Origin of the sequence: Pseudomonas sp. SMSB3 (genome assembly GCF_052041965.1) — a bacterium.
Taxonomy (GTDB): domain Bacteria; phylum Pseudomonadota; class Gammaproteobacteria; order Pseudomonadales; family Pseudomonadaceae; genus Aquipseudomonas.
Genome location: NZ_JBKGGV010000002.1, coordinates 440991 through 461732, shown reverse-complemented (window position 1 = coordinate 461732; position 20742 = coordinate 440991). Strand labels below are relative to the sequence as shown.

Sequence of the window (20742 nt, the reverse complement as noted above, 5' to 3'; positions counted from 1 at the left end):
GCCCTCACTGTTCCAGACCGGTGGGCGTGATCAGCACCGGGTAGTGCTCCAGCTCTAACCGCTCGGCGATGTCGTCACCACTGACTGGCCAGATATTCAGCCCGGGCGCTGCCGTCTGGATGCGACGCAGCGCCTGCACATCGTCTACCTCGACCGCTAATCCGTTGGCGCCCAAGTCTTGTAGCGCCTGGGCGTGCCGCGACAGCCACTCCAGAGAAGTAGTGTCCTGCCCAACCAGAAACAGGGGGGGCATGCCGGGCAGGCTCAACGCTCTAGGTGGCACGGCGCCTGGCGAGAGGCGAGCGCTGTGCACCGGCAGCACCCAGTTCAGCGTGGTGGGGTCGGGTGAGCTGCTGGACTCAGTGCTCGCGGCAAGCGACAGCCACGGAAAGAGGGCCAGGGCCACCAAGCGCAAACAGCTCATGGCTGTTTCCGTCCGGGGGCCGTCGCGACGGGCTGGACGCGCTGCCAGTGACGGGTGAACAGACGGCGATAGCGCGCCGCTGGGGGACCACCGGCAGGCCGATGATAGCGGCCGGCGGCGACAACCCAGTCACCGGTGTCGGCATAGTGCGCGCGCAATAGCTCGGCGGTGACCGCGAGGTTGGCGCGGGGATCGAGGGCATCGCAGGCGCTGGGGTAGCGGTCGGGGTGATATCCCAGGTTGGTCTGTCCCAGCCCGACATCAATGCGCTTGGGATCGTGGCGGCTGAGCGCCTCCCTCAGTGCGGTACACGCCTCATCGCGTCGGGCAAACCGCAGCGGTGACCCCGCAACATTCAATGTCCAGGGCCAAGGCATGAGCTGCCCGCGCAGCGGCGTGCCACTTTCTTGCAAGGCAATGGCGAACAGCACCGAGGCGGGGATACCGGCACGCGCGGCCGCCAATTGATACGCTGGCGGCGGCAAGGTACCTGCGTGAGCGGCGGTGGCGCCGACCATCGCCAGGGCTAGGATCAGTCGATGCGCTGCCATTTTCCGTCCACCTGCTGATAGCGGGCTGGCAGGGGCCGGCTGGCACCCAATGCAAACCAGCGGCCGCGGTCATGGTTCAAGGTGACCTGGCCGCCGCTGACTTGGGCGGCAGTGACGCCTGCGCTCTGCGCCCATTGGCGCAGTCGCGCATCGTTGCCTTGGCTGCCGACCAGGTACACATCCAACCGCGCACCGGCCTGCAGCCACTGTTGGAGGCTGGTCACGCAGGCGGCGCATTTGTCTTCCACGAACAGCGCCGTGCGGCTGCTGCTCGAGGGGCCGGCATCGTCGCTCATCCCCTGCACCGGCTGCAGACCCGGGAACAGCCGCGCCCAGGCCGTGGTGTAGGCTTTCTGATAGGCCAGTTCGCGCTCGGCACGCCTGGCTTCCAGACGGACCTGCAGCTCGGCGTAGCGCTGCCGCTCCTGATCCGAGTTGGCCTCGACACCCAGGGTGGTGAGCGGGTCAAGTTGCGGCGACCAGTAATGGCGGGGGCCGGTCTGCAGGCGCTGAAATGTGGCCCATTCGTCATCTGTCAGACCCCAGGCCTTGGCCTGGTCTGCTGCAGACGCCTGCCGTGCCAGCGGCGACTGCTCGCTAAACTGCACCTGAGCGTCGACATGCTTGGCGACACTCGAGCCCTGGTCGGCGAACACGTAAGCCGACAACAGGATGAGCGCAACCGCGGAGAACCTATACACGTTCACTTCCTCACGGGATGGGCAGGGTGCGATCGCCATGGCCCGGGACATGGAACACGGCCTGGCCCTCGTGAATCGCCCGCAGTTGCCAGCCGTTCAAGCTGTCGCCGGGCTGGAGCAGGTGCACGGTGGACAGTGCATGGGTACTGGCAGGCAACGCGGTCACGAACCTGATGGTGCCGCGCGTCTCGATACCCTGCAGGGTGAAAGGCGGCAGCAGCGCCTTGGCTTTTGATTTTTCGCGGATGGAGGCAGATTGGGATGCATCGGTAGCTTCTGGCACCTTAGGAGCGGTCCACAGCTTCTCGAGTGCCGCTTCTGCCACGCCCATGCGTTGCGCTAGGGCGGTCAGATCGGCGCTGCTCGGTCCTGGCGGTAGCGCTTGCAGGACCCTGACGGAGGTCGCCAGCTCGTCGAGTTGCTGGCCGAGCGTTGCTTGTGCAGTGGTCTGCTGGTGCTGTGCGTCTTCCAGGGCCGCGACTTGTGGCGACAGCGCCGCGAGCGTGGTGCTCAATTCACCGATGTCGCGACGCACTGACGGGCCAGGGTCAGCCGGCGCATTGCGTGCGGCAGTCTGCAGTTCAGTCAGTTGCTGATGCTGGTTGTAGCTTGCAGCAGCAAGGACGGCAGCACCCAGGCACAGCGCGCCGATCACCAAGGCCTGAAAATGGTGAACCTTCATGGTGCGATCTCCAGTGTCGAGAAGGGTGGTTCGGGCGTGGGCAGGCGCAGGGCGTAGCACACGCTCCGCCCGACCGGATCGATGTCGAGTCGCCAGGCGGGGCCACCGATGATGGTCAAGGCATCCAGCAGCGAGATCGGACCGAGGTCGTGATGCACGGCAGGCAAGGGGCGGTGGAATAACCGCGCCACGGCAGGGTGGTTGGGACAGAGGGAGTAGCCCGAGTGCTGCAGCACGTGGTGCAACGCTTCACCGACCGTCGCGTGCAGGGCAGGGGCGATCTGGACGTTGATCAGCTGATACAGCGGTTGGCGCTGCTCTAGTGTTGGCTGGGTGCTGGCCAAGGTGTAGCGGTTCTGTCGGACCCAGGCGGGTACCGGGGACTTTGGCTTGGCCACTGAGGCCGGGGCGGGTGCGGGTTGTGCAGGGGCGGGCGCCGGTGGCGGCGTGCTGCAGCCCAGCAACGTGAGCATCAGTCCGAACGTGAAGAGCGTGGGGGTATGCATGACCAGGTCTCGACAAAAGATGCCGACACCTTGTCGAAAATCCACGACACGCCTCCACTGAAAAAGCGAATCACGCCGACCGCATTATGCTGGCGCAACCATGAAAAAGGCGCCCGGGGGCGCCTTGAAGTCAATCTTCGGTGAACAATGAGAGCTCGGGCAACGGCGCCGCATCGGGGTCAAAGATCAGGAGGCGGGTATCGGCCTCACCGGCCAGCAACAGCAGGCGCAGCAGCACCGGTGGTACGTGATCTGCGCGCAGACGTGCAGTCACTTCCTCGGTGCAGCAGAAGCTGCCGCCTGCGGCAATGTTTTTGAGCCAGGGCGTCGAGTACAGCTTGCAGCCCACCGCGTTGTTGCTGCTCAGCTCGAAGCACTCGAAGAAACCCGACGGTGAACGACACCAGGCGCACACCTGCAGGTACTCGAACTCTTCTGCAGGCAGGTGCGCACTGCTAATCTCCCAGCTGCGGCTGTAGTGCCCGGTGGCGAAGGACAGCTGCTCAATCAAGTGCTGTGCAGCTTCCTCGTTGGGGAGATCGCTGACGTGTTGCCGGCGGCCATGGTGCAGCCCTGTGACCTGGTAGAGCACCTGGCTGACGGTGCCGTCTGCTGGGCACTGCATACGGACAAACTCGGGCACGATTTCGCCGTCGGTGATCACCGCGAAGTCATCATCGAACAGGCACGGCTGGAAATTAACGCCGTCATCCGGCAGGTCATGCAGCGCAGGGTGAAGGGATCGGTAGCAGGGTGGGCAATCGTCGGCGTAGCTGATCTGCACCACGCGTTCGTAGCTCAGGTCCTGGAAGCCGCGGAGGAAGGGATTGTGAAGAGTGGACATGATGGCGCTCCTAAATGCGAAGGTCACCCCGTACAGGCGGTGACCCTTCAAGTGGTGGGGATTGTCAGATCCAGCCGTAATCGGCCAGCGACAGCGGCGTACCTTCGCCCACGATGATGTGGTCCAGCACACGCACCTCAACCAAGGCCAAGGCCTCGATCAGGCGGTTGGTGAGCACCCGATCGGCGCCGCTCGGATCCGAGCAGCCGGAGGGGTGGTTGTGGCTGAAAATCACGGCAGCGGCGTTGTGCTCGAGAGCCTTGACGACGACCTGGCGCGGGTACACGGAGGCACCGTCGATGCTGCCGGTGAAGAGGATGTCGAAGCTCAGCACGCGGTTCTGCGAGTCCAAGCAGAGCAGCGCAAACACCTCGTGGTGATAGGGTGCGAGCTGCAGTTTCAGATAGGACGCTGCATCGCACGGTGAGATCAGTTGCTCGCCGCGCTGGAAATATCGTTGATCCAGCAACTCCAGCGCTTCGGTCAGCAGCGCATCCTCGCGGGCACGCTGGGCCAATGCGGGGTTGAGACGCTCGACCCGATTGTGGGCAGTGTTCATGGGCAATTCCTCGTGGGAGACGGAGCGCCCCCTGGGGGAGTGCCCCAGGCTGGTGAGAGAGGTGAGTCATAGACGTGTAAAACGATGACGCGCACCGTGCAGCGGGCTGTGGCAGACCTCGCACGGGTGGGTGGAAAAGGCCTGAATGCCTGCGCCGGTGTGCGGATCGAAATCGGCGCTTAGGGGCAGCAAAGCCTGCAGTTCGATGCGCATATGGGCGATGCGTTGTTCAACTTCAGCCTCGCTGTAGTAGAGCGACAGCGCGCTGAAGTCGTCGTAGACAACCGCCTGCAGGCAGTCCTCACAGAGCCAGAAGCTTTCCATGGCGACCTCCGACGTGAATGAGCAACAAGCGCTCTTGGGAGCGCCTGTTGCTGGTGGTCGAACTGCCTCAAGCAGACTGACGGGCTGCGGTGGGTTTGCGCGCGGCGGTCGGAGTTGGCTGACCTTGATCGGAGTCACCGTCAGTGTCTGCCTTATCTCCATCCGTCTCCGCGTGCTCAGCTCCCTCAGCAGCGGCGGCAGCGTCGGTGCGGACGGGCGCACGGTAGCTGAACTGGCCATCGACCTTGATCCACTCGATGAAGATCAGGCGGCCTTTGAGGCTGGCGCCGGGTTGCCCCTTGCGTTCGCCTTTCTCGTACAGGAACGGATCGACCCAAAGATCGCCGATGCGAAACGCGATGAGTACCTTGCGTTCCGCACGGACGTCTTCCAGGTGCTCACGGATCAGCCGGTCGGCTTCACCGCTGGCGACCTTGCAATCGAAGCGGGTGTACTCGACGTCGTCCGAGGCACCGTGCAAGGCCGCAATGTCACAGGCCATGAACGCTTGTCCACGGCGGACCGGGACTTCGCGAACACGGTTCAGATAACCGATGCCTTGGGTGTGCAGGTTGAAGTAGGTTGTGGGGGCGTTATTGCTTGCAGTAGTCATGGTGGAGCTCCTGTTCAGCAGAAACGCGGACATTCACCGGCCCTGGCGGCTGGTAAGTTCCGCAAGGGAGAGGTGCAAAAACGTGATCGGTGTGGAGGGCGCTCATCATCGATGGGTCGATGACCGTGCGAGCTGCCGAGCGCGAGTCGCACTTGGGGAGAACCACCCGAAGCGGGCGTAGCCTTGAAGGTCCTGGCTACCTGGGTGCTGTCAACGACAGCGGAGTGCAACTCATCTATAAAACGCTGCAAAAGGCGCGTCAACCGGGCATTGCAGGCGGTCTGGGCGAGCGGAAGTGGTTGGTTCTCAGTGGATTTATGACGGCGAAAAAATAGCCCGACGGTCATCGGGCTAGGAGGAGAGGGACCACCTTTGATTCGTCTCCGGACAGCCGAGTCATCGCAAACCTAGAGCTGTCGTTCATCGCAATCAACCGACCCTTGTCGTGGCCTGGGTCGGAACCAACTGGCACGCATCCGCGCACAAAAGGCGCCCAGTCTTTCGCCGGCGGGCACCGGGGCTGAGCATGGCCGCCGAAGCGGATGACCCCTGCGGCCTGGAGCAAGCCGCGCGGGTCATCCGCCTCGGTCCGACGCTGATAACGTAAGATTGACGCTGGGAGCGGTGGAAGAGAGGGCTCCGAACTCATTGAGTCTGACCGAGCTGCCCGGAGCGAATCGGTCTGGGATCGCCAGGGGCGATGGGCAGTCCCACTACAGCAGCGCTGTCGGCCGACGTCAAGCATCCAGGCAATCGCCTATTTGGGTTTGACTGAGCGCTTGCTCATCTTGATGGGATTGGTGCCCTTGCAGTCCGGGTAGCGCGTGCACGACCAGAAGTCTCCCGTGCGGCCCTTGCGTTGGCGCATGGCACTGCGACACACCGGGCAACTTGGGCCTTTGGGCGCTGGTAGCGGTAGCGGTAGCGTAAGCGAGCGGTGGTTGTGCACCAGTTGGGTCAGCCATGCCGCCTGCTTGGCCAAAAAGGTATCGACACTGAGCTGGCCAGACTCGATGCGGTCCAGCGCCTGCTCCCAGAGTGCGGTCAGCACAGGATCGGCGACCTCCCGCGGTACGGCCTCGATCAGTGTGTGCGCGGCGGCCGTTGCCGCCAGGCTGCGTCTTTTTTTCTGCAAGTAGCCGTGATCGATCAAGCCCTGGATGATCGCCGCGCGGGTGGCTTCGGTACCAATGCCGATGCTGTCCTTGAGTTTCTGCTTGAGCCGCGGATCGTCCACCTGATTGGCAATGGTCTTCATCGCTTTGACCAAGGTACCTTCGGTAAAGGCTTTCGGCGGTTGAGTGCGCTGAGCCGAGACCGTGGTGCCCAGCAGCCTGATGTCAGCGCCTTCGCGCAACGTGGGCAGCGGTTGGCTAGGTTCTGGACGATCGCTGTCACCGAGCTCGTCGATCACCGCTTTCCAGCCGCGCACTTGGATCTGTTTGCCACGGGCGACCAGGCGGTCTTGACCCGCCTGGAGCAGCACCTGGCTTTTCAGGTATTCATGGTCGGGGAGTAATTGGGCCAGGTAGCGGGCGCGGATCAGCGAGTAGACGGCCCGCTCCCGCTCGGACAACTGCGCCAGGTCGATGACCACGGCGGTGGGGATGATGCCGTGGTGGGCGGTGATCTTGGCCGTGTTCCAGGCGCGCGATCGTCGCGCTGGGTCAGCCGATCTCAACCACTGGGCCAAGGCCGGCGACGCGGCGGCGAGCGCTCGTAGTACATTGGGCACGTCATCCAGCATGCTTTCGGGGAGGAAGCCGCAGTCGGTTCGAGGGTAAGTCGTGGCCTTATGGTTCTCGTACAACGACTGCGCCGCGGCCAGCGTTTCTTGAACACCCAGGCCCAGCTTGGCGGAACAGACTTCCTGCAGGGTGCCCAAGTCGAAGGGAAGGGGCGGACCTTCGCGGACGGCCTCAATTTCGACGCTGCTGACCTGCGCCGAGGCTCGGTGCTCCAGTCGTGCGGCGGCCTCCTGCGCGACGGTCTCAGTAAGGCAACGACCGCTGTCATCGCAGGCGTTCACCGGGGGCTGCCAGCGTGCGCGAAAGCGCGTGCCGTCCGCCTCCAATGTGGCGTCAACGGTCCAGAACGGTTTGGCGACAAAGCTGGCGATGGCGCGATCGCGCTCGACCACCAAGCGCAACGTCGGCGTCTGTACCCGTCCCACCGGCAGTATCCCATCAAAGCCGGCACGCCGGCCCAGCAGGGTGAACAGGCGGCTGAGGTTGATGCCGATCAGCCAGTCGGCTCGCGATCGCGCCAGTGCGCAGTGATACAGCGGCAGGGTCTGCTCGCCCGGACGCAGCGCGGTCAAAGCCCGGCGGATCGATGCCTCATCCAGGGCAGACAACCACAGACGCTGGATCGGACCGCGGTACTGGCAACGCTCAATGATTTCGCGAGCAATCATCTCGCCCTCGCGATCGGCGTCGGTGGCGATTACCACCTCGGCGCATGACTGCAGCAGGCCCTGGATAGCCTTCAGCTGCTTGGCCACCTTCGGTTTGACGACGACCTGCCACCGCTCGGGGATGATGGGCAGATCCTCCAGGATCCAGCGCTTGTAGCGATCACCATAGGCTTCCGGTGGTGCGGTCTCCAGCAGATGGCCCACGCACCAGGTCACCGTCACGCCCGACCCCGCCAGGCAGCCGTCGCCGCGCCGCGTGGCTTGGAGCACGCGAGCGATATCGCGCGCTTGCGAAGGTTTTTCACAGATGAACAGACGCATGAGCAGGCACTCCCAGTCGGTTCACCACAGCGTGCCGGGGTGGGAAGGCGAGGCCAGCGGAAAGCCGAATGGGCGCAAATCACTTCAGCGATCGGCCCGAGGGGGAAAGGGAGGGGAGTGCGCGGATCAACGGCGGGCGAGGTGGGTGGCCAGTTGGCGCAAATTCTCCACGGCATACAGCCGATCGGCTTCATTCAAGTCTTGCAGCAGCTCAGCGATCACCAGCCCTTGATCGAGAGGCCGGCTGCTCGCGGTCAGCAACAGTTCGTCTGCCGTGCATTGGTAGATGTCCGCCAACCGTAGCAGCTTGCTCACTGACAGGTCGACCTGGCCCCGCTCCATGCGGGAAATGGCCTCGCCGGTTACGTTCAGCCGCACGCCCACTTCTTCCTGCGTCAGATTGCAGGCACTGCGAACCTTGGCCAATTGGCGGCCAATATGATGGCGTAGGCTAGGGTTCTTCGCGGGCAATGGGGCGTTCTCCAATTCGACCCATATGGTTGACTATCAACCTTATGAGGCGTATCACCCCAATAAAGTGCAGTTGCCAACTCTCGTGGAGGGTAGGGACATGAACGAAAGCAAGGACAGTGGGGCCGAGGCTCTACAGTTGAAGGCGTACGAGTTGTTGCTGGCCACGCACCTGGAGCCGGACAACCCTGACGCTCGCACCCGGCTTGAGGTGTGGCTGCGCGAAAGCCCCGAACACTGGCGCGCGTTTCGCGCTTTGGATGAGCACCTAGAGCAGGCCTCGTTGCTGCTGGCCCATAGCAGACTAGCGTCATCATCGCGCCATTGAGCGCACCCCTTACGGCGTGTCCCGCGTCGGTGGATGGCCGTGCTGAACCAGCTTCGCGCTGGCTCGGCCAGTCCACCGAGTATCACAGGATCAGCCTACTTGCGTGGGCTCTTCTTGCTCGCGGGTTTACGACTATGGCTGGCGCCGTCGCCTTTGCCGCCGTCCGGGTTCTTCTCGCGCATGGTCACCGACGCCAGACGGTGGGGCAGGATGCCAATGCGCCGGGCCTCGACCTTGAACGTCACCCGCGCGTTGTCCTCGCTGTCCTCCCACTCCTCTTTGACCGTACGGCCCTCGACCAGGATGCGCATGCCCTTTTGGAACAGCGTGCTCCAGTGCTCAGCATCGCGGTGCCAGAGTTCGACCGGGGCCCAGTAACCGCCGCGGTCCTCGTAGTTGCCGTCACGCGGTACCGGGTTGTCGAAATACACATTGAGCCGCAGCAGGCGGCGTGGCTCCTCGGGGTTGGTATTGAATTCCTGAAACTCGGGGACGCTGCCGATGTTGCCTTCGCCAACAAAAAACGTACTCATGGGATTGACTCCGGTTGGGGGTAAACGGTGCTGCCGAGGGCGGCCTCGGCGTCGAGTAGCTGGCGGGCGGACGCGCTCGCCTGGCGGTGCAGTGAGTGCAGGCTGCTCATTTGCAGGTTCAGCACCACGCGATTGACCTCCAGCTGGTGCAGCGCCTCGCGCACGGCAGGTGCCAGATGCGGCTGTTCCATCGCCTGCTTCCAAACCTCGGCGCCCATGCGGCTGAAGTCCCGGCTGCGCCAGCGTAGAAAGTCCGTCCCGGCTGCGCTGTGCTGCACCACCAACCGTAGGTCCAGCAGCGAGAAGGGCGGCTGCGCCACGATCGCCAGCATTCCTGCCATCAGCCCCGCGACCTGGGTACGCAGGCGCAGGATCGATTCGGCGAACTGCTGCAGCTCCCCCTTACCCTTAAAAGGCTTTAAAAGGCCTTTTAGGGAGGCACCCTGTTCGAGCTGACGATAAGCATCAGTTGAAAGGCGCCGTGCGATGGCTTCGGCCAGGTTCATGCGTCACCGCCTTCCGACGCGGGCGGCGGGATCAGAGGCTCGGCGATCTCAGCCGGCGCTGTGGACAGACTCGGGTCCATCGATTGGCGCAGAATGGGCGGAGCAAAGCGGGAGCGGCGCGTGCCCTCGAGCACGTCTTGCGGGGGTAAACCGAACTTGTCCACGGCCTCACGCGCCCGCGCGTTGTTGGCCGCTACGTCGTCGCGGCTGACCCCGGCCAGGCGGTAGCGCTGGGCCAGGCCGAACACGCTGCGTAGCAGGTGCGCGCCGCGGTCGATCCAGGTCTCCATGTCGCCCCGGCCAATCAACGCGGTGTGGTGCGCCAGCAGCACCCGACGCACCAACGTGTCGTAGTCGGTCAGCAGGTACACGGCGAGAAAACCGAGCTGACTGCCGATGAACAGCGGCAGGGTTACGGGATGGATGTTGAGGTTGTCGCCGACATCGACCTGAGTGGGGAGTCCGCGCTCCACCAGACTGACCTGTTCGGTCAACGTCTGCAGATCACTCTTCGCCTGCAACAGCTTGTCTTCGAGTTGCAGCATGAACCAATCGGCGAAGGGATCGTCCTGGCTGCAGGCCTGCTTGAGCAGGTTGGTCACGCTGATGTAGCCGGCCATGCCGAGGATGCCATGGACGCCCTCGCGGGCGGCTCGTCCCTGCCACAGTCGAGCGGCATGGTGGGTGTGCAGGGTGAGCGTGATGCTGCTGCGCAATGAGCCCAGATTGAGCTGGTAGTGGTCGACCATCGCCGGATCCTCGCCGTTGAAGTGAGGCAGACGATGAGTTGTGTCATCGCACTCGGCGTGGATCAACGCGAAGGTGCTGGGCTCGCATTTTCGAAGAGTGGACGTCCTTGGATCTGATCACACTAGGCATCAAATCCACTGCGTTCCGGCGCTAGGTCGATGCGGCGGGGACGCGGCAACGCAGTTTGAGTTCTTCCAGGCAGGCGAGGGCAAGCGGCGAGGCGGTGGGCTGCCCGCCTGGCTGACGACGCTTGCGAGGGGGTTCAGCTTCCGACATCGCGGCAGCCGGGCGCCGAGGTGTTTGCTCTGGCGCAGTTGTATCGCTGCGTGCGGCCCACAGTTTGAACTCGCCGCTGCACGCCCGCTTGATCAACCCCATCAGATAGGCGACCGGTTTTCGGATCTCGCCGCGGGCACAACGCACCGCCGCTTCGTTGATTACCGCTTGTTGCTGTTCAGGCTCGAGCGGACGCATCGCCTGGGAGGCCATGCGCCGCTCGGCCGGGCTCAGTTTTAGATCCTCTGGCCAGCGCGCTCGTCCAAACTCCACTTGCGCCAGTACTGTACTTTTTTTGCTTTTGTCTTTCTGTACTGTACGGCCGTCGTCGGCATTCCGAACTGCAGCGGAAACTGGGGATTTTCCGCAGGATTCGGAATTCGTTCCTAGGGCCGTGAGATTCCGAACCGGGTGGCATTCACCGCATTCGGAATCCGTCGCCTCGTCGTTGGCCAGCGGCAGCGAGTGCTGCTCCGCCACAGCCGGAGGTGTCGCAAGCATGGCCTTGTCGGCAGCGGCGACCTTGGGGTCAGCCTGGATGCCCGCGATCACATATTCGGCGACATCCCTGACGCCCTTGGTGGCATGGGTCAGATTCTGCAGCAGCAGTGACCGGTAGCCGCTGTCGAGCTCGAGCTGCTCGGCCGCCGTCAACGGATCTCCGTGCAGCACATAGACGCAGCCGCGCAGACAGCCCTGTGCATCCCGAGAGCGTTCGACCAGGCTGAGCCAGCGGGTGGTGCGTAAGACATTGAGCGCCCGGGCGATCGTTTCACGGGAGGCCTGGGTTCCGCAGGGGCTGGTGGCCAGGTAGGGCTGAAGGTCCTGATACCGCGGTGTCTGCACCTTGCGTTCGGTAATCAGCCAGCGCAGGACCTGCCAGGTGTTGCGCTCCAGCGGCGTGAGGCGGCGGTCGAGCAACAGCTTCATCGGCAGTGGATCGTTGTCGCCATAGTAGATCGTGCGGATCGGTGCCTCCGCAGCAGCGGCCTCTGCCAGTTTTGCCTGAGCGGCCTGCCATTCCAAGCGCCGCCGAAGTGCGTCGTAGCACTGACGCACGACGTCCTGCCAGTCGACCTCGTAGAAGCTCAGCATGGAGCACCTCCGTACAATTCGATCTGTTGCCAGATCAGCGTCAGGCTGATGTGCTGCTCTTCGGCGAGCATCATCATCGCGTCGAGTGGATCATTCTCCGGGTCTTCCTGGCGCAACTGGCTCCAGCGGTTCCACACCGCATGCTCCTGTGCCTCGGTGAGTTGCACCGGTCGACCGCGGTGGGTTTCGATCTTCAGTACCCGGCGGCGCAGGGCGGTTTCCGAGTGGTCCAGGCCGAAGCAGCGGTACATGATGCTGGAGCTGGCGCCGAGCTTCAGTGCCCGATTGATCAACCGTTCGTTCAGTTCGTCGCGCTCGGCCTGGGCGATGAGTCGTCGCAACACGGTGGTATCGACCTTGATTTCGACCCAGCTGATTGTCGAATGGGCCAGCTGCGACAGCGTGGTCGGCGGCAGCGACTGCATCACCTCAATGTCCTCATCCGCCAGGCCGAGCGCTTTGCAACGCTGCAAACGCCCGTGGCGCAGCTCATGCAGCACCTGGTTCAACATGGCATGGTTCAACAGGTTGAAAGTCGTGGTCATGAGGTGGCTCCTCACGTTAACGAAGGGTCGACAGCGTGGTATCGATCAGCTGCCGAGCATGGCGGATGAGGGCAAACAGCTGCTCCAGTTGCTCGTCTGGCAAGCGCTCGAGGCCAATGGTCAGGGCCGGGCGCTCGGCAAACGGCAGGTCGTAAGCGCCAATCAGCAATTGCCCAAACAGGGCAGCAGGGAGTTGTTGGCGTTGCGCCCAGGCCACGTCATCCTGCAGGCGCAGCAGCGCCGAGAGCAGCAGTTGGATGCCCGTGTGTCGAGGCGTGAGGGGCGTGCCTTGGTCCAGAGAAAGGTTGAAACCGAGACCCTCTGATTGCCGCAGCACCAAGTCGTCGGCATCGGCGTAAGTAGCGAGGCCTTGGGCCAGCTCGGCACAGCGCTCACGCAGGCCGTTGATGTCATAGACTGCCCCAGAACGGTTGTTTATCGTACATGGGGTGGTTGGGTCTGAATTGCCGACCTCAGAATGCCTAGCCTCGGACGATTCGCTTCCGAGTGCTTGCAGGATATGCGGCAACCGCGGTTCCGATTTGGGACTGTCTCCGACACTGGCTACGTCCGGATCAACGCCCTGCGCCTCAGGAATTTTCGCCGCCTCAATAGCCTGGTCCGCTGGAGGTGCTGGGCTAGGGTTTGCGCCTTGTTGCGATAGGCTCGGCATTGGCGGTGTCGGGTTCGGCAGCGCACGGCTGTCCTGGTGGATGTCCAGCGCCAGGACGCGCGGCGATTGGTTTAGGTACACGGCCATCTTGGCGATGAGCTCATCCTGCAGCTCGCTGGCATCCAGCTCAGGTGTCTCGTCATCGAAGGCGGACAGCACCTCCATCCAGAGCAGCGCGAACTGCTGGGGATCACCGAAATACTGATTCCAGGTCGATTCTGCTCGGCGTCGCAGGGTAATCACACGCTCGATATTGGGTTTGCCAAGGCCTGCATAGAGCGCTTGAGGGATGGAGGGTAGGAGAAATTCGAGTGCGTCGAACATGCGGCTGATGTGCGATTGCGAGACGGGATGCCCACCCTTGCTCAAGCGTGTGGCGAGCTCACGCTGACTGAGGGCCTCCCCGGGCTCCTGGAGCATGTCCAACAGCTTCGCGACCGCCAGGGCCCGCTCGATGAATGTCAGTTGCCCATGCAGATCGCTTTCTGCCAAGTGGCCGAGCAAGGCATGCGACTCGGATTGCCAGGGGCGGAACAGGCAGTGGAGACGAAAGAATCGTTCCTCATGGGTTTCCTGCCATAACTCGCCGAGGATGCTCAGGCGGGTGTTGCCGCCATTACGAATGATGAAGTGCTGCTCGTTGGGGCGACGTGTGATGGATGGCGGATGGTCAAGACCCCGTTCACGTATTGAGGCTTTGAGCTCGTCGTACAGCGGGTTGCGCACGACACGAGGATTCAGTTCGTAGGGCCGCAATTGCTCCAGCGTCACGACCATTGCCGTTTCACCGACCGGGTTGGCCGGCTGTTCTCTGCTCTTCTGCGGGAAGTGCGTCTGCTGCAACTGCCGGGTGACGTCTTCGGAGGTTGGCGGTTTCATCTCGCATCCTCCGATCAACGATGCCCGGCCAGTCGACTGCGGTTGGCATGCGCTAGCCAGCGGCCGTTCACGGTCGCCAGGCAGAGCTTGTCCGCCCACTCGGGAAACAGCTCAATCGCCAAGCTGGTCATGACAGCCGCTGCGCAGCGGCTTCGGCTTCCGGCTGGTGGCGTGGCTTCGACACGGTGCACCGGCAGGCCCAGCGACGCGGCGTTGAGGTACGCGACGCGGTCCGGAATGACCGTGTCGCAGACGCTGACATGCGGATCACCTTCAAAGGTGTTCTGCAGGCTCTGCATGATCAAACGGGTGTCGCGGCGGTTGGCATTGACCTGGTTGAGCAGCAGCTTTACCGACGGTAGCGCCACGCCCAAATATCGGTAGGGCTCCAGCTCTTCGAACAGCCCGAGGGTGCCTCGACGAAGCTCGCGCGCGGCGAGCATCTCCGGGGGGAGGGGACACAGGGCGCAATCGGAGGCCAGCACGGCCATCTCCACCACCATACTGCGGGCACCCTGGGTGTCCACGATCATCACATCGAACTGATCGGCAAACGCCGGCAGCAGATTGCGCAGGCGCAGCCGGCCATCGGCGGCGTGCAGCAACAGGGTGCTCAAGTGGCCCGCCCGGTCGTTGGAAACGATCAGCGACAGGCGCGGAATGACCGTATTCGTGATGACCTGCTCTGCACCAGTGAGCCCTTCGGTGATCAGCTCATAGCACCCGACCTCACACGGTGCACTCAGGGCGTAGTAGCTGGACAGGGTTGGCTGACTGTCCAGGTCCAACATCAAGACTCGAAACCCCGCGTCGGCGAGCAGGCCACTGAGATTGGCGGCGACGGTAGTCTTGCCCGCGCCGCCCTTGGTCGAGATCAGCGAGAGGACTTCCATGAGTTAGCCCCCCATGGACAGTCGGTCCTGGACCCACTGCTCGATCTCCAGTGAATCCCAGCCGACGGCACGGGTGCCGATACGCCGACATTGCGGAAACTGACCGGCCTTCATCAGGTTGTAGATGTGCGAGCGTTTGAAGCCGGTTTTCTGCTCCACTTCATCGCGGCGCATGATGTGGCGGTCAGCTGCAGGAGGGGTAGGGCTGGTCGGTTGCATGATGTCACTCCTTAGCGCCGGGTGGCGCGTGGTGGGTAGTGACAGTCAGTGAAGGTCTGAAGAAGGTAAAAAACATTGTCAGGCAATGCCGGGCATTCCCTGACAATGCGGCGTCAGCCCCGTTTCGCCTGGGCTATAAGGCGGCGGGCGTCGGCAAATCGGCGATCAATGGTACTTTTACTCAACCCATCCACACCGGGAAAGCGCAGCAGAATAGCTTGTACCAATGCTGCTTGGCTGGAATAGATCGATTGCTGCTTACCGTTTTGGTTTTTCCCGAGCGTGGTTTCGAGCATGGCGCCGATCAGCCAGTTGTGCATGGCTTCGGACGTCTCGGATGGGATGCCAAGTGACTCGAGCCGCGTTTTCAGCTTTTCGTTGAGCGTGGAAAGGGCGGCCATCTCACCAGCGGTGATATCGTAGCTTTGCTGCAACTGCTCAAGCGTATTCAGGGCATACTCGAGCTCGGCTTGTTTGGCTAAATGCGCATTCAGGCTGACGCATCTCGAGTGATCAGCATTCTGGGGAAACAGAAAGGCGGGTTTCTGATCGGGGCGGCTCCGTATGAACCAGAGCAGGAGGTCGGCGCGCCGAATGGAATAAAAGCCTCGGTGAACGTGCTTCTCGGCAGTAATAGGCTGGCCGAGGTAAGTCGCTGGCAATTCCCCGCTGAGAATGGCGTCATAGAGACACTCGACGTGGTCGTGCAGGCTTGGCCATTGCGGGAAATGCTTTCGCAAGCTGCCCGGCTGAGAAAGGTCTACTTGAAGAATCTCGTCCTCGTGCTCGGAGAGGTCGCACCACAGAATCGCGGCGTCGATGGGGTGGTAGGAGCTTCTTATTGAGATCATGGCACACAGCCTCCTGCTGCGTTCATCCTGGAAGCGCTGGCGGGGACTGTGATCTGGCCCCTGTCGAGCGAGCCAATTCAAAAAGCAATCTCATCAAGAGATGGTGACCATACGCCAGGGATTTGGTTCTGCGATGGATATCGGTCACGACACGATGTGTCGTGACCAGCGCTCGAGGACTCTTGGTGATCTGGGGTTGTAATTTGAAAATCGCTTCGCCTATGCATGCTAGATTCGATTAAACGATCGTCAGCAGGTCTCTTGGTACGTAGATAATAGCTTTCCCAAGCCCCGAACTGACAGCAAGGCGTAATCTGCATACAAATGCGGTCACCTTCACCGCGCTTACCCCTTATACATTGAGTCCGTTCGCTACTATCCCGTATGTGTCGTCAATAACACAATCTAGGCGCCGCTACCGCTTAGTCTCGCCGGCTGAGAGCGAGCCTCAACGCCACATTGTTGTCCAATCAATGATCAGGTTCAAAGAAACATGCTTTCTGATGTTGTGCTTGTCTCGCCGTCAGTTACCGCTTACGCCCTGTGCTGTGTTTTCGTAGCTGCGGTTGCGCGGGGTTTTTCCGGTTTCGGCTTTACCCTTCTGGCCATCATGTCACTTTCGTTCGTGTTGCCCTTATCGACGATTGTGCCGGCCATGTTTGTTCTGGAAATTGCTGCCGGTGTGAAGCTTTTGCCCTCCCTCTGGGGGCAAGTGCATTGGCGATCCATTCGAATATTGGTCATCAGTTCGATCATGGCGACGCCGGTGGGCGCGTATCTGCTTGTCAGCCTGCCTGCCGAGTATGTCAAGTTTGTGCTCGCCATCCTGATAATGGCGTGCTGTCTGGTCATGATCACTGGATATAAACTAAAGAGGATGCCCTCGGCCACGCAGACCGCTGCAACAGGCGCAGGGGCAGGGGTGCTCAATGGTTCGCTGGGCCTGGGTGGTCCGCCCATCATCGTCTTTTTCCTTGGGTCTCCGCTGGCCTTGGAAGCGGGGCGGGCGTCGATCGTTGCTGCGTTTTTGGCAATGGATGTGGCGGCGCTTCCCGCTTTCTGGGCGCTTGGCCTGTTCGGGCGCGAGTCGCTACATCTCGGATTGATGAGCTTGCCGGTGTTGGTAGCGGGCGTGTGGTTGGGTGCGCGGATTGCCCAGCATGTAGAAGAAGCGGTAGCGAGAAAGGTTATTCTCGTACTACTGATGCTGCTTGCCTTGGGTAGCTTTGTTTAACGGCCCGGTACCGCAGGCGACTCAGCGAGTCGCCTAGGCGGCCTCCAAGACAGGTACTGGCTGGCCTTAATTGCCTTTAGCCAGCCACGCGTTGAAGCGCACTTCCAGATCTTCGCCATGATCGACCCAGAATTCATTGTTGAACGCCAGCGACTGCTTGATATTCGCGGGGAAGGTATTGAGCCGTGGAGCCACACTGGCATCCAGCAGCCTTGCAGCCTGTAAATTCACTGCCCCATAACCCAGCTTTTCTGCGTGGAGCTTTTGAGCCTGTGGCTGCAAGGTCGAGGCGATGAACGTTTGCGCAAGCGCCTTGTGCTTGCTGCCCTTGGGAATGGCCCAATAATCAATCGCGTGGATGCTGCCTCCCCAAACGGGTTTGATCGGCGCTCCGGACGCCTGGGCGGCGAAGATTCGGCCATTGAATGCGGTGGTCATCACAACGTCACCTGCGGCCAGGTACTGCATCGGTTGAGCGCCGGCTTCCCACCACTGGATAGCAGGTTTGATCTTGTCCAGCTTCGCAAACGCGCGGTCAACTCCCTCTGATGTAGCCAGCACTTCGTAGACGTTCTCGCGGGGAGCGCCGTCGGCAATCAACGCCGCTTCCAATGTGAACTTGGCACCGCGTTGTAGCGCACGCTTGCCGGGGAATTTCTCTAAATCCCAGAAATCAGCCCAGCCCTGCGGAGCTTCTTTGAGCGCATTGGCGTTGTAGGACAAAGTCATCGACCATACCAATAACCCCGCTCCGCACTCAGACAGGGCTTCAGGCACAAACGCCTGCGCATCGCCAAACTGGTTCTGATCAAGTGGTTCAAACAGCCCCTCGTCACACCCTCTGACCAACTTGTCTGACTCGACTTGTACAACGTCCCAGTTCACACTTTTGGTGTCCACCATGGCCTTGATGCGGGCCATTTCACCGTTGTACTCACCCGCGATGATTTTCGCTTGGTGAGCTGTTTCGAAAGGTTTGTAGAAAATTTCAGTTTGTACATCTTTGCTGACGCCTCCATAAGAAATAACGGTCATTTCCTCGGCGCTGACTGGGGCGCACATCGCGAGCGCCAGGGTGAGAGAGGCCAAATTCTTATCCATACGCGTTCTTCCTTGTTTTCATTGTGAATGCGGTAGTTGGGCAGGGCCGCTCCATTTTTCGTGGTGGCTGGATGCGGTTCTATAACGTGCAGGACGCTTTATCGAACCGCTCGGCTGAGTGGCAATTTGAATGTTGGTTGCCATGCACGAGCGCAGAGAGTCACCTTGGATCGAGGCATTGAGCACGCATTGAGAGGCCGGTTGGATGGCTTGTGAAAAGTTATAATATAACGTAAATTGCGCCCTTCTTCTGGTGGAGCTTCAGGGCTCCGGCCGTTATACGACTGACCACCGCCGCCGTCTCCTTGGCAGTAATCCCGCGAGAGGGATTCAGACAGGGCAGTGGGCGCGCGCGTTAAGGATAATGATGAAAACCGATCTGGCTCCCTTTGCGCTCCTTGCAGCTTTCACCGCTGGTGAGTCACTCGCTGCGTCAACAGGAGAATCCACCATTGTTTTGGGCGAGACCCACATTGGAGGAGGTTCTGGTGGAGAACAGGTTTATCAGACCGGAAGTAGCGTACTGACTTCCGTGGATGTACTCGGGGCTGACAAAATCGAGGACCAGGCTGTCATGAACAGCTGGGAGCTGCTTGGGCAGATGCCAGGCATTCAAATGACGGAGACTCGCCAAGGCGGCGAGTCGGGCAAGGTCAGCTTCCGGGCATTCAATGGCGAAGGTTATATCAACGGGATCAAGACGTTGATCGACGGCGTGCCCAGTAACGTCAATAGCGGGAACCAGCGTTTCATCGATATGGTCTTCCCCCTTGATCTTGAATACATCGAGGTGGTTCGAGGCACAAACGACACGCGCTATGGCCTGCACAACATCGCCGGCAACATCAACATGGTTACCCGGCAGGGCGGCAATTACGTCGACAGCCGCCTGACCTACGGCAGCTTCAATACCCAAGAACTTCAACTGGCGACTGGGCTGGAGTCCGGCAATTTTGCGCAGAACTATTTCCTGGCCAGTCAAACCTCGGATGGCTATCGGGATCACGACACCTCCGAAAAATACTCGCTGAGCGGCAAATGGTTCTACACCGATCATGAAGCGAGTATGAAGCTTGGTTTGGTAGCGCGTCTCTATCACCATGAGGCAGACGAGGCGGGCTTCATGACCAAGGCTGAGCTCGATGCGGATCGCCGCAGTTCCGACCCGCGAAACGCCAATGACGGCGATGACCGCGACATGAAGCAGCTGGCTGTGCATTTCGACTGGCAGATGCGCGACGACCTGAGCCTGAGCAACAAGGTCTACTACAACAGTTACAAGGATGACCGGAAAGTCACATTCAGTAGTAATCCCGTTGGTGATGCGCCACGGCAGCGCCGTCAGTGGGACGAGCAACAAACAGGCCTGTTGAGTAACCTCACTTGGGTTGCTTCTGACGTTGTGACCCTGGATGGAGGATTGAACCTCGAGCACCAGGATAATGAGTACCGCCGCTACCGCTACCGCTACCGCATGCCCACCGACTTCGACGCAGCTCCTGCCCGCGTTCAAAACGACGACTCATACACATTGGATAATGTGGGCGGGTATGTTCAGGCTGTCATCCAACCAACCGAAGCGTTGAAGATTATACCCGCGATGCGTGTGGATCGGTTCTACGGCGAAACTCATATGCTGGGCGGCGTCCACGCAGATCTCCAGGACTACGGCTGGATCCGTCAGCCTAAGTTCAGTGTCATCTATAGCCTCACACCTGAGATCAGTATTTACGCCAACTGGGGGCGTACGTTCCAGATCCTCACCGGCTCTACTGCGCCTGCTTACGTGACGCCGGGCCAGACGAGTTTTGATCCCTCCATCAACACGGGCAAGGAAGTGGGGGTCAACTTCAGCCCGGTAATGGGTACAGAGGCTCGCATCGCCATATGGCAACAAGACGCCACGGATGAAGTGGCCAACATGCCCAGTACAGGTACCTCGGTGGGTCTCGGCGAAACACGACGCCGGGGTATCGACCTGCAGTTCAATGCCAGCGTGACCGAGCAATGGAACGTGTGGGGCTCGCACACCATACAGGAAGCGAAAGTAGTAAGCGCGTACGCCGCTGACGGCCAGTCGCTGGCGGGCAAGGAAGTCTTCTCGACTCCGCGTCATATCAGCAACCTGGGGACCGACTACCAGCTCAACTACCACTGGCGGTTCGGTCTTCAGGCTCGCGCCCAAGGTGACTATTACGTGGATTCGCTGAATGAACAGGGCAAATACGGGGGATATGCACTGCTCGACGCCAGCGTGCGCTACACCCACTCTGATGCGCTGAGCCTCGACCTGCAGGTCAAGAATCTGACTGACCGGGAGTACGAGTATGTGTGGTACGACAATTTCTTCTGGGATGGTGCTGACCGACCCATGTTTTCACCGGCTCCTGGCCGTACCGCTTTCGTTTCACTTAATCTGAAAATCTGACACCAGACTTCGGCGAGCT

Annotated in this window: 24 protein-coding genes; 3 read left to right on the top strand and 21 right to left on the bottom strand. The window is 61.2% G+C overall.

Annotated features, from left to right (window positions below):
• Positions 1-4 precede the first annotated feature (4 nt).
• The 11 genes from ACLEJW_RS05395 to ACLEJW_RS05345 form a co-directional block, all read right to left on the bottom strand.
• Complete coding sequence (locus ACLEJW_RS05395; RefSeq protein WP_440777143.1) at positions 5-424, bottom strand: integrating conjugative element protein; 420 nt, start codon at positions 422-424, stop codon at positions 5-7.
• Entirely contained in the window at positions 421-975 is a 555-nt protein-coding gene (locus ACLEJW_RS05390) for a transglycosylase (protein WP_440777142.1), read from the bottom strand. The genes ACLEJW_RS05395 and ACLEJW_RS05390 overlap by 4 nt, the downstream gene beginning before the upstream one ends.
• The gene (locus ACLEJW_RS05385; RefSeq protein WP_440777141.1) at positions 957-1715 is read right to left on the bottom strand and encodes a TIGR03759 family integrating conjugative element protein; all 759 of its coding nucleotides are present in this window, start codon (positions 1713-1715) and stop codon (positions 957-959) included. Before ACLEJW_RS05385 ends, ACLEJW_RS05390 begins: the two co-directional genes overlap by 19 nt.
• Positions 1687-2358, bottom strand: a complete 672-nt coding sequence (locus ACLEJW_RS05380) for a hypothetical protein (protein ID WP_440777140.1) — start codon at positions 2356-2358, stop codon at positions 1687-1689. Before ACLEJW_RS05380 ends, ACLEJW_RS05385 begins: the two co-directional genes overlap by 29 nt.
• Entirely contained in the window at positions 2355-2864 is a 510-nt protein-coding gene (locus ACLEJW_RS05375; protein WP_440777139.1) for a PilL N-terminal domain-containing protein, read from the bottom strand. Before ACLEJW_RS05375 ends, ACLEJW_RS05380 begins: the two co-directional genes overlap by 4 nt.
• Before the next feature lie 130 nt (positions 2865-2994).
• Positions 2995-3708 carry a hypothetical protein gene (locus ACLEJW_RS05370; RefSeq protein WP_440777138.1) on the bottom strand — a complete coding sequence of 238 codons (714 nt, stop codon included), beginning with the start codon at positions 3706-3708 and terminating at the stop codon, positions 2995-2997.
• 64 nt (positions 3709-3772) lie between these two features.
• Positions 3773-4267 (bottom strand): JAB domain-containing protein, encoded by a 495-nt coding sequence (locus ACLEJW_RS05365; protein ID WP_440777137.1) that lies wholly within the window; start codon positions 4265-4267, stop codon positions 3773-3775.
• 66 nt (positions 4268-4333) lie between these two features.
• The gene (locus ACLEJW_RS05360) at positions 4334-4591 is read right to left on the bottom strand and encodes a hypothetical protein (RefSeq protein WP_440777136.1); all 258 of its coding nucleotides are present in this window, start codon (positions 4589-4591) and stop codon (positions 4334-4336) included.
• 67 nt (positions 4592-4658) lie between these two features.
• Complete coding sequence (locus ACLEJW_RS05355) at positions 4659-5204, bottom strand: STY4534 family ICE replication protein (RefSeq protein WP_440777135.1); 546 nt, start codon at positions 5202-5204, stop codon at positions 4659-4661.
• Between the two features lie 757 nt (positions 5205-5961).
• Positions 5962-7941: a DNA topoisomerase III gene (locus tag ACLEJW_RS05350; protein ID WP_440777134.1), complete on the bottom strand. Its 1980-nt coding sequence runs from the start codon at positions 7939-7941 to the stop codon at positions 5962-5964.
• Positions 7942-8067: 126 nt separating this feature from the next.
• Entirely contained in the window at positions 8068-8412 is a 345-nt protein-coding gene (locus tag ACLEJW_RS05345; protein WP_440777133.1) for a helix-turn-helix domain-containing protein, read from the bottom strand.
• Between the two features lie 100 nt (positions 8413-8512).
• Between ACLEJW_RS05345 and ACLEJW_RS05340 the strand changes: the two genes are divergently transcribed.
• Positions 8513-8740: a hypothetical protein gene (locus ACLEJW_RS05340; RefSeq protein ID WP_440777132.1), complete on the top strand. Its 228-nt coding sequence runs from the start codon at positions 8513-8515 to the stop codon at positions 8738-8740.
• A 95-nt stretch (positions 8741-8835) separates the two neighbouring features.
• Here ACLEJW_RS05340 and ACLEJW_RS05335 read toward each other — a convergent pair whose 3' ends face one another.
• The 9 genes from ACLEJW_RS05335 to ACLEJW_RS05295 form a co-directional block, all read right to left on the bottom strand.
• The gene (locus ACLEJW_RS05335; RefSeq protein ID WP_440777131.1) at positions 8836-9273 is read right to left on the bottom strand and encodes a single-stranded DNA-binding protein; all 438 of its coding nucleotides are present in this window, start codon (positions 9271-9273) and stop codon (positions 8836-8838) included.
• On the bottom strand, positions 9270-9779 hold the full coding sequence (locus ACLEJW_RS05330) for a DUF3158 family protein (protein ID WP_440777130.1): 510 nt from the start codon (positions 9777-9779) through the stop codon (positions 9270-9272). The genes ACLEJW_RS05335 and ACLEJW_RS05330 overlap by 4 nt, the downstream gene beginning before the upstream one ends.
• Positions 9776-10528 carry a PFL_4669 family integrating conjugative element protein gene (locus tag ACLEJW_RS05325; protein WP_440777129.1) on the bottom strand — a complete coding sequence of 251 codons (753 nt, stop codon included), beginning with the start codon at positions 10526-10528 and terminating at the stop codon, positions 9776-9778. The genes ACLEJW_RS05330 and ACLEJW_RS05325 overlap by 4 nt, the downstream gene beginning before the upstream one ends.
• Before the next feature lie 151 nt (positions 10529-10679).
• Positions 10680-11900, bottom strand: a complete 1221-nt coding sequence (locus ACLEJW_RS05320) for an STY4528 family pathogenicity island replication protein (RefSeq protein ID WP_440777128.1) — start codon at positions 11898-11900, stop codon at positions 10680-10682.
• Complete coding sequence (locus ACLEJW_RS05315) at positions 11894-12445, bottom strand: DUF2857 domain-containing protein (protein WP_440777127.1); 552 nt, start codon at positions 12443-12445, stop codon at positions 11894-11896. Before ACLEJW_RS05315 ends, ACLEJW_RS05320 begins: the two co-directional genes overlap by 7 nt.
• 16 nt (positions 12446-12461) lie before the next feature.
• Complete coding sequence (locus ACLEJW_RS05310) at positions 12462-13997, bottom strand: ParB family protein (protein WP_440777126.1); 1536 nt, start codon at positions 13995-13997, stop codon at positions 12462-12464.
• 14 nt (positions 13998-14011) lie between these two features.
• Positions 14012-14890: a ParA family protein gene (locus ACLEJW_RS05305; protein ID WP_440777125.1), complete on the bottom strand. Its 879-nt coding sequence runs from the start codon at positions 14888-14890 to the stop codon at positions 14012-14014.
• Positions 14891-14893: 3 nt separating this feature from the next.
• Positions 14894-15109, bottom strand: a complete 216-nt coding sequence (locus ACLEJW_RS05300; protein ID WP_102689176.1) for an AlpA family transcriptional regulator — start codon at positions 15107-15109, stop codon at positions 14894-14896.
• Between the two features lie 113 nt (positions 15110-15222).
• Positions 15223-15960, bottom strand: coding sequence for a hypothetical protein (locus ACLEJW_RS05295; RefSeq protein WP_440777124.1), 738 nt, complete (start codon positions 15958-15960; stop codon positions 15223-15225).
• Between the two features lie 493 nt (positions 15961-16453).
• Between ACLEJW_RS05295 and ACLEJW_RS05290 the strand changes: the two genes are divergently transcribed.
• Positions 16454-17194 (top strand): sulfite exporter TauE/SafE family protein, encoded by a 741-nt coding sequence (locus tag ACLEJW_RS05290; protein WP_440777123.1) that lies wholly within the window; start codon positions 16454-16456, stop codon positions 17192-17194.
• 66 nt (positions 17195-17260) lie between these two features.
• Here the strand turns inward: ACLEJW_RS05290 and ACLEJW_RS05285 are convergent, their stop codons facing one another.
• Positions 17261-18295, bottom strand: coding sequence for an ABC transporter substrate-binding protein (locus tag ACLEJW_RS05285; protein ID WP_440777122.1), 1035 nt, complete (start codon positions 18293-18295; stop codon positions 17261-17263).
• Between the two features lie 367 nt (positions 18296-18662).
• On the opposite strand from ACLEJW_RS05285, the gene ACLEJW_RS05280 reads away from it, so the two are divergent.
• Entirely contained in the window at positions 18663-20723 is a 2061-nt protein-coding gene (locus tag ACLEJW_RS05280) for a TonB-dependent receptor (protein ID WP_440777121.1), read from the top strand.
• The last annotated feature ends 19 nt before the right edge of the window (positions 20724-20742 follow it).